9 protein-coding genes are annotated in these 12811 nt (G+C 63.9%); 5 read left to right on the top strand and 4 right to left on the bottom strand.

The window, feature by feature from the left end; all coding sequences use genetic code 11:
* Window positions 1-60: 60 nt before the first annotated feature.
* The 4 genes from ACIQMX_RS36915 to ACIQMX_RS36900 all read right to left on the bottom strand — a co-directional run bounded on the left by ACIQMX_RS36915 (window position 61) and on the right by ACIQMX_RS36900 (window position 7364).
* Window positions 61-1353: an aminotransferase class I/II-fold pyridoxal phosphate-dependent enzyme gene (locus ACIQMX_RS36915; protein ID WP_402484704.1), complete on the bottom strand. Its 1293-nt coding sequence runs from the start codon at window positions 1351-1353 to the stop codon at window positions 61-63.
* A 130-nt stretch (window positions 1354-1483) separates the two neighbouring features.
* On the bottom strand, window positions 1484-2578 hold the full coding sequence (locus tag ACIQMX_RS36910) for a GNAT family N-acetyltransferase (protein ID WP_402484701.1): 1095 nt from the start codon (window positions 2576-2578) through the stop codon (window positions 1484-1486).
* Window positions 2579-2599: 21 nt separating this feature from the next.
* Complete coding sequence (locus ACIQMX_RS36905) at window positions 2600-3874, bottom strand: MFS transporter (RefSeq protein WP_402484698.1); 1275 nt, start codon at window positions 3872-3874, stop codon at window positions 2600-2602.
* 1504 nt (window positions 3875-5378) lie between these two features.
* On the bottom strand, window positions 5379-7364 hold the full coding sequence (locus tag ACIQMX_RS36900; protein WP_402484696.1) for a helix-turn-helix domain-containing protein: 1986 nt from the start codon (window positions 7362-7364) through the stop codon (window positions 5379-5381).
* 602 nt (window positions 7365-7966) lie between these two features.
* Between ACIQMX_RS36900 and ACIQMX_RS36895 the strand changes: the two genes are divergently transcribed.
* From ACIQMX_RS36895 to ACIQMX_RS36875, 5 genes are all read left to right on the top strand, one after another.
* Complete coding sequence (locus ACIQMX_RS36895) at window positions 7967-8611, top strand: ScbR family autoregulator-binding transcription factor (protein WP_402484693.1); 645 nt, start codon at window positions 7967-7969, stop codon at window positions 8609-8611.
* A gap of 320 nt (window positions 8612-8931) precedes the next feature.
* Complete coding sequence (locus ACIQMX_RS36890) at window positions 8932-10182, top strand: cytochrome P450 (protein WP_402484691.1); 1251 nt, start codon at window positions 8932-8934, stop codon at window positions 10180-10182.
* A gap of 97 nt (window positions 10183-10279) precedes the next feature.
* Window positions 10280-10804 carry a hypothetical protein gene (locus tag ACIQMX_RS36885; RefSeq protein ID WP_402484687.1) on the top strand — a complete coding sequence of 175 codons (525 nt, stop codon included), beginning with the start codon at window positions 10280-10282 and terminating at the stop codon, window positions 10802-10804.
* 125 nt (window positions 10805-10929) lie between these two features.
* Complete coding sequence (locus ACIQMX_RS36880; RefSeq protein WP_402484684.1) at window positions 10930-11772, top strand: IS5 family transposase; 843 nt, start codon at window positions 10930-10932, stop codon at window positions 11770-11772.
* Window positions 11769-12167: a hypothetical protein gene (locus ACIQMX_RS36875; protein ID WP_402484681.1), complete on the top strand. Its 399-nt coding sequence runs from the start codon at window positions 11769-11771 to the stop codon at window positions 12165-12167. The genes ACIQMX_RS36880 and ACIQMX_RS36875 overlap by 4 nt, the downstream gene beginning before the upstream one ends.
* The last annotated feature ends 644 nt before the right edge of the window (window positions 12168-12811 follow it).

Genomic DNA, 12811 nt, shown 5'->3' with positions numbered 1-12811 from the left:
GCAAAGTGGTTGGAGTGTGCGGAGCCTGTGGGTCTGGCAGGGCGTTGCTCAGGCCTCCTGTCAGGTGAGCGTGGGCAGGTTGGCGGCATCCTGGGCCTGGGGGGGATGCTCTTCTGCGGCCAGGCCGCGGAGCGGTCTGTCTGCCTGGACAGTTCCGGGCGGCTGGGAGTTTGCGGTCTCACTGAGCTGAGGGTGCGGATGTAGGACCGACTTGCCTGCATACGGTGGGTAGCGGTGTCCGGGCCGGGCAGCGGAGGGCAGGGTCTCTAGCGCCAACCGCAGTTGGTCGAACTCGTTCGGTGTACCGGGAGTGGAGATCCGAAGCCCAGACGAACAGCCACGGGCAGCGGTGAACAGGCGGGCTGCGATGCCGTGGTCCTGCAGGTGGTGATGTGCGGGGTACGGGTTTGAGAGGTGGACAAATCGGTAGTGGATGTCTGAGGGGACCGTTGCCGACCCGAAGTGCTGCGTCAGCAACTGCTCAAGTTCCTCGCCGGCCATCTTGAGCTGGGTGAGTGTCCGCTCAAGCCAAGGCTCCTCAGCGAGGGCTGCTGTGGCCAGGGCTATGTCGAGGAGCGACAAGGGCCAAGCCGGCAGCTCATCGGCGACAACGTGGCGTATGCGCGTGTTCCGGGTCCAGAGCATCCCGGCACGGCTGCCGGTGATGCCGTAGGTCTTGCCCGTGGATTGCAGCACGATCAGGTTGGTGGCATCGGCTCCCGCCAGCGTCTCGTGGCGGCCTTGGAACTCGATGTACTCCTCGTCGACGATCAGGGTGCAGTGCGGGAATCGTGCGCATGCTTCCAGCAGGTCCTGCCGTTCGATGTAGTGCCCCAAGGGGTTCGACGGGTTCGACAGGATGACGAAGTCGTACGTGTGCATGGCCCGCTGCACCCGTGCCAGGCGGCGTGCGGGGGTGTCACCGAATGGATCCTCAGGCTGCTCAAAGTGGGCGTAGCCAAACCGTCGTAGCGTTTCGGTGTATTCCGGAGTGATGACAGCTACCTGGGACAGTTGCAGTCGCCGGCCGAGGATCATGAGGAACTCGGTCACGCCTCGCCCTGCGAGCATGTCCTGGTGGTCGATGCCGAGCCGGTCGGCAAAGGCGTTGAGGTAGAGACGGTGTGCCTGGAAAGGCGGCTGCTCTGCTTCATACGGAGGCGGCATGAGCCGGGCGGCGTGGTGGTCCAGGAAGCGGCGAACCGCGTCAACGGCGCCAGGCGGCGGCCCGATGCGGTTGGTGCACAAGCTGAGGTTCAGCATGCCCTTGTCGCTGGTCAGGTGAGTGAGATCGCCGCCCTGCACCATGCTGGGATCGCGGAACCTCAACTGTTGGGTATCGGCAGCTTCCACTCTTGATTCCTTGGGGTTGAAGAGGCGGTCTCAGACACGGCACGGTGTCCGTACGTGTTGGACAGATACGTTTGGTCGCGTTCGTGGGCGTGGTGAGACCCTGTCCATCGACGGCCACTCGGGCAGGGGCTCAGGTTCTGTTCCAGGCCTGCTGCACGTGGTGGGTCAGTCCGGTGTGCAGTGCGCCGAGACGGCTGATGAGGTGAGGGTTGGGGCGAGAGAGGTAGACCGCAGATGTGAGCGCGACCGGCCGCATGCCAAGGCGTGCCTTATAGGCGTAGTTGCATCGGCCGGCATCGAGTACGCTCGCGCCGGTTTCGACGGCGAAGCGGATACTTTCGTGCATCAGCCAGCCGTAGGTGTGGAGGTCCCTCTTGCGGGACTGGTCAACCGCGGCGGTCCACAAGTAGAGCGTCTTGCCGTATCGGAAGCAGAAGAACCCGCCGACGAGGGTACCGTCGCGGTGCACGGCCAGCAGCCCTACCGCCCCTGGAACGCGGGTCAGCGGAACCAGCATGTCGGTACCGTAGAGGGGAGGGCCGTGACGTTCGCTCGTGGCTCGTGCTTGGGCCGTGAACTCGCCCAGGTACGGGAGGAGGTCGGCACCGCGGGCGACCTTGAGGGTGAGCCCCGAGTCGGTGCCTCGACGGTGCTGACGGCGGAATTCACGCCCGGCCTTTCTGGACGGGAAGTTCTCGATGAACTCGTCCACGGTGTCGCCCACGTCGGCTCGATGCGCCCAGTACAGGACGACCTCTGCGTCCGGGAGTCGTGCTTCGCGCCACATGTTGCGCTCGCTCGGCGGAAGGTTCGCGATGACGAGGGCTTCTGTTCCGAGTTCGCCGGCGAGCGCGCGTCCGCGGTCGACCGCCTCAGCCAAGACGGGGCGAACCGCGCCAGGCAGGCCGCCGTACTCTCCGTAAACGGACGGTCCATACAGCACGTCTGCCTCGAATGTGGGCTGGGTGACCCCGGCATCACCTTCCATCGCGCGCCACAACGGGCTGTTGTTGACCTGGTAGAAGGACAGCCGGTGCTGACGGTGCGGACCGTCCTGAATGAACAGATGGTGGTGTCCTCGCACGTGCTCCGTGCGCACGGACTGCCAGGCGGCGGCCCACTCACGGCTGTGAAATGGCGTAGCGGCATGATGCTCGGCAGGGAGTACAGCGGCCGAGGGGTGCCAGGAACTGCTCAATGCGTCACCAAGAACGGTCGACGGCATGATCGTGCCTCCGGTCAGGTCTCAGGATGTGGTGTGTGCCGGTGTTGCCGGCGCAGCAGCAGGCGGATCTTGCTGGATGAGCCGGATGAGTGGCAGACACAGGACTGCTCCCAGCGCACCCGCGCTCAGTGTGGTGAGGGCGGTAAGGCTGTCTCCGCCCTGTGTCAGGGACACGGCCGCGAGTACCGGGGCAATGATCACCGCGATGGCGAGGGACGATCCCCAGATACCGGCGTACAAGCCACGAGCTTGGTGTGGCGAAATCCGGTTGAGGATGTCGGAAGCAGCTATGAAGAAGACGATTTCACCAGGCACGGCGGCAGCGACGGCAATGCTGTAACCGAGGGTCGTGTCGGCCAGGCCCGCGCTTCCCATGCCCACGCCCAGGAGCAGCGCGCTGGCAGCGAACGTTCCGAGCATGGGCCGCTGACCACCGCACCGGTGGCTGAGCCAGGGAGTGAGCAGCGGTGTCAGCGCGATCACGGCGAGGGCGTTGGCTACCTGCGTCCATCCGTAGGCGCTGGCCGCGAGCCCGTCGTGTTCCATCAGCATCGGGAGGGCGGAGAACATACCTGCTGCGCAGGTGAGAGTGGCAATGCTGGCAGCCCACAGAAGCCATAGACGGGCGTCGCGAAGCACATATCCGGTGAACGGGGGTGCTCCCGGGTCGCTGGAGGTGGCATTCGGAGTATCGGAGCTCAGATGTCGCTGAACGATTGCGGCGCAGACCGCACAGGCGAGTGCATTGATCCAGAACAGGGCTTGGAAGCCGAGGTGGCTGGCGAGCAGCCCGCCGACCGCGCCCGTGAGGGCAGCGCCGATGTTCACCGCGCCGTATCGCCACCCGTTGACGGCGGCCCGCTGGGCATCCTCCGTGATGAGATCGGCGATCACGGCAGACACGACCGGCCGCGGTGCGTCGTACACGGTTCCCGCGATCAGCGCGCCGGCGCACACTGCCGCGAAGTCCTGTGCCTGGGCCATGAGAGGCAGGCACACCGCGGCGGTCGTCATGGCGATCACGAGGGTGCGCCGGCGTCCGATCGTGTCGGCGGCCCATCCAGTGATCAGTTGTCCGAAGAGCCATCCGACCCCGAAGACGGCGAGGACCTGGCCGACTGCCTGAGTGCTGTAGCCCAGGTCCTTGAGGTGGTAGCTGAGGAACGGGTAAACGAAGCCGAAGCTGCGTGCCACAAGTGTGATGACGAGCAGCGCCCAGATGGCGGGCGGCCAGTGCTTCTGACCCGGAGCTTCGGGTTCTTGGACAGGAACGAGTGAATCGGTGGAGACGGACACTGATGCTCCAGGGAATCTAATGATGGCCGTTCCCGGTGGATGGCTGGCGCCACTGCGCCAAGGGTGGTCAAGCCTCACGCCCAAGGTCATGAACAGACTGGGCGGGCGGATATGCGCCGTGTGTCACGGCGGCAGGAGCAGCTGCTGGGAGGGCGCCCGCTCCTGCCGCACGTCGATCGCTCGAGGGGTTGGATATCCCCAGAGCAGTGGCCGGTCGCGGATCTGGATATCCGTGACCGGCGGCGCAATAGCTCGGCGGGTATCGCGGGTGCTATCCGCGGCGGGCCGAGCCGAAGGGCTTCGTGCGATCAGGTCCCGTATGGGAGTGCCAGAGACGGAGGTCTGCCGTCACGTCACTGCACGGATCCGGGCAAGTCGTCACCTGTGGTTCCATATGGTTCACCCTGTCCATAAGGGGAGCCGGGTTGCCGGATGGACTGTCCGCTGTGCTGTCGCTGCAGCCTGCACTGGTCTATCCTGAGCTACACCAACGTGCGCTAACACGCTGGTGTTTGGCCCCCAGTAGTTGCGAATCTGCTGGTGGAGACTCTGGCGAGAGTCGATTTGCACGGGCCCGATGCAAGGGCCCGACACTGCATGAAGTGCGGGCGTCTGCAGGGTGGCTTCATTCAGCACCTCCAGGCGCCCGCCTTCTGGTTCCGGCGGCTTCTCTGCCTATCTGTTCCTGTATGCAGCAGGTTGTACGACTCGGTCAGCTGCAGAAGAACACCAGATCGCAAGAACCGCCGTCCGGAGGAGCCAAATTTCCCAGCTCCGGAGTTTGGCCCAACGACCTTGCGCACTAACAATATGCCGAACCGGATTCTGACACCATCGCGCGTGCGCACATTTTCCCCGGGCACACCTATCGACTGTGCACCATTTAGGAGCTCCGGGGGTAGGGAATGCAACTTCTCACGTCGGCTCCCTTGCGGCGTTGCACAGGACGATGCTTCCGCGAGTCAGTCGAAAACACAGGGCTCCTCGAAGGCCGGCCAGCTTGCGAATGCTGCATCCACGGCCCCGAATCGGATTTTGCGGACTAATGCCCATGAGGCTCGGAAAAGTGAATGCACAAGGAATGGGCAAAGCGTGCAGCGCGCGTAGGCGGTTCGACCTCCGCGGTCCCCGGAGGCAATCTTCCGAGAGCGTGCAAGTCAACTTCGGCGTCTGACGTTGCCCCGCGGAACACCAAGGCGGAAGCCCTGTCTGCCCGAATAAGGAGCGGGCGGCAGGTCCCGAGCAGGCCCAGCTGTCTGACCGGGCGCTTGATCGCTAGCACCTGTGGGCCTGAACTTGGTGGGGCCGAGGTCGGCTCCCGTTGATTCCAACGCCTTCACAGACAAGGCTGCGGAGGTTCACTGAGACGCCGTTCAGCACTCCAGTCCTCGACGTGTACGCATCGCTCCGTATCTTCGCCTTCAATCCCCCTATTCTCACCAGAGCAACGATCTGAGAGGGATGTGCGGTAGGACTGCAGAGCTGACTATTTCAAGGCTGAAGCTTATGCAGCCGCGCTGAGCGCGTGCACAAATTCGCCAACCCGAGGGCGTCCATTGACGACATACAGAGAGAACTGCAGGTCACGAATACCGCACAATGAGGCGAGGTCGCGAGACAAATACTTCTCAAGGGCGCGGAGATGTGAACGCACTGTGACTTCTGAAAGACCGAGGTTCCGAGCCGCGGGCTCCACGTGCGTATCAGAGTCGAGCCAGGTGGTTGCTGTGGTCACCAGATCCCGCCGGTCGCGAACTGCTGCACCCAGCAGCGTGTTGCCCCATTCCAGAACTTGAGGTGCAGCCAGCAAAGAACGAAGACTCGGAGGCCGAGCACCGTCGTGAGCGGAAGACACGGATGACTTGCGGTGGGTCACCAGCTCCAGGGCAAGCCCGACAGCTACCCGGTTCGCGATGACACCGAGGTCCAGGTGAAGGAGCTCCGCTGCCCGGGAGACACGACGCGTGACGGTGTTGCGATGCAGATTGAGCCGACGAGCGGCAACCGTGTAGGGATACTCAAGCGCGGCAGGCAACGTCTCACGCAACTGTCCCCATAGGCCAGCTGGCTCCATAAGCGGGCGCAACAGGCACTGCGCCCAGATTTGAGCGTCGGCCTGAGGAAGCAGGCTCACCAAGTCCACGTTCTGCGCAGAGAGCGCGACCGTCTTGTTCTGGAGGAGCGCGAACTTCTGTGCAGCAGAGGCCTCTTGCAATGCTTCGGAGAGCAAGGCAAGGGAGTACAGCCCGCTGCCGCCAAGCGATGCCTCAGGACCAAACACAGCGACTAGCCGCGTGAGCTCGTCTGCCACGCTGTCGTCAGCCGCAGCGCCGGCACCATCTGGGTGCACGATCAGTACCCGGTTGTTCGCGCGCGGGTCAGGAACCACGAGAGCACGCCTGGCGGTCACGTTCTCTGCCCGGGCAACGGCAGCGTCACGTCGGCTTCGGCTTGTCTCGATAACGAAGATCCGAGCAGTGTCCTTCGCTAGAAACCCGGGGCTCAGGTTGGACAGAACCCGTCGAGCCTTATCCACCTCGCCGTCAAGCAGCAGCGCCACTGCGGCCGCCTTTACCGCGCGCGACGATCCGGTGGCCGCCCGGACATCACGGTGAGCCTGGTCAATCAAGCCCAAGAGCTTGGCGGCATGCAGTAGCAGAGGCATGTCACCCTCGTCGATCGGCCTTCGGCTCACTATGGCGAGCACAGTGTCGGCGCCGGTTGCCGGGGCGAGGGGGATGAGCTGGGTATATGGGGTGAGGGACACTCCCCCGGCTACCTGGGCCTCGGACGATCGACGGATGACCGCCTGCGCAAGCTGCTCTGCTGCCGTCGTCGGTGAAGCAGCCAACACCCTCTCAGGTTCGCTCACCAGGACATGAACGTCCAGCGCCGTCGCAAGCCAGTCCGCGATCCTCTGCATTGACGTGGAGTCGGACAACTGCGAAGGCAACTGCCTTACAAGCGAGTCAAGTTGAATAGCCCTGCGTTCCGCTTCTGCGATCCGGAACCGCTGAAATCGACTGCCTGCGTGTACCCACCGTTCCTGCGAAGCCGTGGTGAGCAGAAATGGAATGTCGAGTTCGTCACCGAGGTCCCGGATGGACTGAGGGAAAGGGTGCTGCACTCCCCCCGGCAAGTTCATAACGAGCGCAGGGCATCCGCTGGCACCCATCCGGCGGAGGAGCTCCTCCACTGCGGTCTCCGCTCGTCCCCGAAGGCGATTGGGCGCGGCTCCGCAAACCATGACCACGTGGCCCTGCGGCAACTGTTCGTACGGCTGACCATCGAGAAGCTGAGGAAACGACAGCATCGTCAAGCCCGTCGTCTCTAGCGATTGGTAGGCCACCGGGTCAGTGGGCCACGTCGTAGCCAGATCGATTGCGGGGTCGCTCTCAAGGAGCGACGCGAGTGTCAGCATGCGCTTGCCCCAGTAGCCGGGTGGCTGATTGGAGCTCTTCTCGAGGAAGCGAAGCGCCGACAGGGCCATTTCATGGCGCGAGGAGACCCCAGGCCGGCCTGCCGGACAGTGCTAGCGCGATACACGGGCCCCGTCGCGGTGAACGCCACAGCTTCCCAACCTCCCTCGAACGATCTACAGGCGCATCTCACTCAACCTCTCTGAGTAGCGCCTGGGTGAACAGCCAACAGGTTCCAGCGTCTGAGCAGACTGCACGGATCAGACGACGACCTGAGTGTTCGTCGAGGCCGCCCTTGGACCCGACGCCCAGTCAGGTCGTACTGATCAGCCTTGAACGGCAGATCTAGATGGTACGAAGCATGCTGTGCGTTTGCGAATATGCGGCGCAATCAGGGCTTCAACTAGGTGTCTAGCAATCCCCGATCCCCCGAGGGCGGCTCCCGCGTCTCCCATCCTCGCCGCAAGTCTGGGAGTCAGCCCCGACCAGGCTCCTTGCCAGCACTCCCCTGATGTCGCGTAGATTACGGGGCGGTCGGTCGGTATTGCAACAAGTTCGTGGGGCTGGACATGACCAGATCACCAGGAAGCCAACCGCACCACCCCCCTTCACGAGAGGTACTTCGATGATTGAGAGCAACAGGCCGCGACCCCGTGCACGACAAGGTCGATCCGTGCGCACAGAAGAGGTCATCCTCCAGGCCGCCAGCGAGCTCTTCGACACAAAGGGGTTCACTGGAACCTCGCTCGCGGACATCATGGCGGCATCCGGAGGAATCACCAAAGGCGCGCTCTATCACCACTTCGAGAGCAAAGCAGACATTGCCCGCATAATTCTGGAACGCCAAGTCACCATGAGCACGGTCAACCTGCCGGCGCAGACGACCAGGCTGCAGGAGGCGATCGATACAAGTTTCGCCTTCGCCCACTTGCTTCAGAACGACGCAGTGGCCAGGGCTGGCACCCGGTTGTCCATCATCGATCGGGGCCTCCCAGACGGTCTTGCCCGAGGAGAGGCCATCAGGGCATGGCTAGACCACGCGGAGCTCCTGCTCATGCAGGCTCACGAAGCGGGCCACATGGTCCCAACTGTCAAACCACGGGAGGCAGCCGAGACCATCGTTGGCCAGTTCATAGGGATCCAGTTGACGTCCGAGATCCTGCACGGTCGAGAAGACCTCCCCCGCGGTATCTCCCTCATGTGGCGGATGATCCTGCCCGGCATCGCGCTTCCCGCGATCATCGCCGGCTTGGAGTATGGGGAAAATAGGATAAATGACCTCAAACTCTCGGAGACCACTTCACAATCAGGGTCGTAACGGGCATTGCGAGTTGCCTGGACAGGACTCTGGCCTCGGCAAACAACACCGACCGGGCGGTCTGAATAGCGTCAGCCAGTGGTCGGGGCTTCTCAAGAACAGGGTGGCAAGTTAGATTTCCCTCGATCAGGCCATACCGCACTAGCGACCTCGGTCCACGCGACTCCCCCGCCGCTCCGACTGAAACCTATGGTTGCGATTTGCAAATTTCGAAGCCATCGGATCGCCGAGGCCTACCGTTCCGAGCCTGCCGCTCCTTGACTCCGGTAACGCAGCACCGCACCACCCGTCCCCTCCCAGCCTCATGAAAGCGCGGCACCATGGAAACCACGGAACGGATCACCAGCCCGGAATGCCCATTCGCTCTCGATACATCTGCTGCGAACATCCACGCCGAAAATCGACGACTCAGACGCACCGGGCCCGCCGCACTCGCGGCCCTGCCGGGAGGCGTTCCGGCCTGGATCGTCACTGACCAGGGCCTTGCCCGCCGCTTGATGCTGAACCCGAACGTCTCAAAGGACGCCGCGCTCCACTGGCCAGCGTTCCGCGAGGGGCGAATACCAACCGACTGGCCACTGCGGATATGGGTGGTTGTTCGCAATGCCCTGGCCTCCTACGGGGAGGAACATCGCAGGCTCCGCGGTGTCCTCACGCCGTTCTTCGATGCAGATCGCATCCGGAACCTCGCCCCTGACATCGAAGAAATCACCGCCAGGCTCCTAGACGAACTGGAAGCACTGCCAGCCAGCCCTGTCGATTTGCGCAAACACTTTGCCTGGCGGCTGCCTCTGTCCGTCATCAACCTTCTGCTTGGCCTCCCAGAGGACATGACGGTTGCCCTCCGCCACCATGTGGAGGCCAACATGTCCACCCACTACACCGAGGTCGAAGCCGCTGCGAACGCTCGCGCCTACTACGACCTCCTCAACGAGTTGGTTGACCGCAAACGCATAAGTCCCCGGGAAGACCTCACGTCTAGCCTGGTCCAGCTCCACGACGAATCCCCCGATCAACTGTCCCACCAGGAACTGCTCGACAGCTTGATGCTCGTGATCGGCGCCGGCCACGAGACGACAGTCGACCTCCTGGATCAGGCGGTCACAAACCTGCTGCGTCATCCGGAGGAGCTCGACAAGGTCCGGTCCGGCGAAGCTACCTGGGAAGACGTTACGGAGGAGACACTGCGACACGAATCCCCCGTCGCCAACATTCCCATCCGGTTCGCCATGACGGACATCCACGACCCCGAGACGGGCTTCAACATCCCCGAAGGGGATGCGATCCTCATCAACATCGCGGCACTGGGACGCGATCCCCATGTTCACACCGACCCCGACACCTTCGATGTCACCCGCGCCACCCGTACACAACACACCACGTTCGGTCGCGGCGTGCACTTCTGCATCGGAGCGGCCCTGGCACGCCTAGAGGCCAAAATCGCGCTCAGGGCTCTCTTCACTCGGTTTCCGAGCCTCACCTTCGCGGACCCAGCGACTCCCCCGCCGCCTCTCGAGTCCTTCATATCCAACGGACACCAGAACCTCATGGTGAACCTCAGGCTGCCGTAGCACCCCCACACCGAACCGATTGCGCAGACGCCCTGGTCCCGAGCCCCAACAGAGAGGCAGCGGCAGGTCCGCGTAGCCCATAGACACAGGAGTGGCTTTGAACGAGAACGCCCCTTCCCCCTTCCCGCGGACTCACGCGAAGGCCGAGGCGATTCATCATCGTTACGAAGAGCTTCATCGAGATCTGGAACGCTCCACGCCGAGGGAACAACTCGAGGGCCTGGCCCGGCTCGGCTTCCACGACACTGAGATAGCCAAGGCAATGAGCCGACCGCAGGACTCGATCAACGTGCTACGCATGACAGGCCTGGCTGACGAATTCACAGCCGAACGCCTCAGGTCCTTCGCCGCATCGTGCGGTGTCATCACTGACCTTCCCAGCATCCCCAGCGTCAGCGACTGGTTCCGCACACCCATCCTGTCAGGTCTCGCCTCAGGCGCCGCTGCACTGACTGAACGCCACCCAGACGTCTTCGTCGCTCAGGCAGAGGAGAGGTGCACGCCGTTGGATCTCGCCAACAAGAACGCCGGGTTCGAACTGGACCTAGCGGCTGGCATCAATTCTCCCGCGGAAGTCCTGGCCCGGCAGCATCAGTGGATGTGCGACAGAGTCTTCTGCTGACACTGGTGCCGGCGTACTTGTAAGTGGGCGGTTCGTGAGTCTTTGAGTAGGTCTGTTGTCGCCTGATGGTGTGGTGGCGGGGCGGAATCTGCCGGTCCACGGGGGCGGTCGGGTGATGTGACGGGGTGAGTGAACGCAAGCTGTACCCGAGCGACTTATCGGACGAGCAGTGGTCGTTGATCGAGCCGGTGATCACCGCGTGGAAGGACCGGCACTGCTCGGTCAGCGGCCATCAGGGCGCCTACGACATGCGGGAGATCGTGAACGCGATCCTCTACCAGGGGCGGACCGGCAGCCAGTGGGCCTACCTCCCGCACGACCTGCCGCCCAAGAGTGCGACCTACTACTACTTCGCCGCCTGGCGGGACGACGGCACAGACCGGGTCATCCATGAACTGCTGCGCTGCCAGGTCCGTGAACGCGCCCGCCGATTAGAGGACCCGACCCTGGTGGTCCTGGACACCCAAAGTGTCCATGCGGCCGCCGGGGTCCCCGGCTCCACGACCGGCCACGATCCGGCAAAGCGGGTGCCCGGCCGGAAACGCGGCCTGGCCGTGAACGACCTGGGCCTGATCATCGCAGTCGTCGTCCTCGCCGCGAACACCCACGACAACGCCGCGGGCATCGTCCTGCTGGACCAGGTCGCCGAGCACGCCGGCGGCACCGTCCGCAAAGCCCTGGTCGACCAGGGCTTCAAGAACCAGGTCGTCGCGCACGGCGCCGGCCTGGGCATCGATGTCGAGATCATTGCACGCAACCCACAGGTCAAGGGGTTCGTGCCGCAGCCGAAGCGATGGAGGGTCGAGCAGACCTACGGAATCCTGATACTGCACCGGCGCCTGGTCCGCGACTACGAGTACCGCCCCTCCTCCTCCCGCGTCTACTGGGCGATGACCCACGTCATGACCAGACGCCTCACCGGCGCGAACACCCCCACCTGGCGCGAGGCGTCGGCGGCGGCAGCGTGAACATCCGTCCCCTGCTCGACGCCCTGGAATTCCAGGAAGACGCCGCCCGGGTCCTGGCCGACGACCTCCGCGCACAGATCGACGACCTGCAGACCCGGCTGCGGGAGGCCGAGACCCACCTCGAACACCTCGCGATCACCCGCACGACCGTCACCGGTCTCGCCGACCGGCTCCCGAACGTCGCACCGGACCTGCCCGAGCACCCGGACTACCCCCGCATCCTCGACGCCTTCAACCAGACGACCGGGCCGCTACGGGCCAAGGACGTCTGCGGAGCCCTCGGCCACGAACTGCTGCCGAAGAACGTCGAGGGCATCCGCGCCAAGCTGAAACGCCTGGTCAAACACGGGATCCTCACCGAGGCCGACACCGGCAACTTCACGAGAAAGTCATAGCCGGACACTTTAATAGCTGTTGTCGTTCCGATCCTGAGGGGTGGGCGTCGAACGGGAGTCTCGTTCGGGTGACCGTGGCCGGCTGCGGGCATGAAGGCAGGGCCTCTTGGTAGCTCGGGGTTGCGAAGCCAACCAAGATCCAGGAGACCCTGTTGCCGCAGTTGTACGTGCTCGCGCCGGTGGAGTTCAACTCGGCTGCTCTGTCGTGTGATTGTGTCGCTCACCGGTTCGGGAATGCGGCCGACCATCACCGCCAGAGGCGGAGATGCCTCCACCTCGGCTCCCGTCACAACACCCTCTGGCACGTCGGTGGCGACAACGCCGGCTGAGTCACCGCCCGGCGCGGACAGTACCGCACCGACACGCTCGCGGGCGATCATCCACTCCGACCACTCCTGCTCGGCCACCGCGAGCTCGGCCTGGATGCGGTCCGCTTCCTCACGCAGCCCGTCCACACGACGACGAGCGGCAAGCTCGTGCTGTTCCAGCAGTCCGACCACCGACGGCATCCGCGACCTCCACGAGAGCGACGAAACGACACCCCATCACTCCCACACCGATGCCACCCCCACCCCTGACCAGCGAAAACACAGTCGTCAGAATCGGAAAGACAACAGCGTCTCAGAGTTGCTTCGCACAACCCC

The organism is Streptomyces sp. NPDC091416, assembly GCF_044756845.1.
Lineage (GTDB): Bacteria > Actinomycetota > Actinomycetes > Streptomycetales > Streptomycetaceae > Streptomyces.
This window is presented reverse-complemented; position numbering and strand designations above follow the sequence as displayed.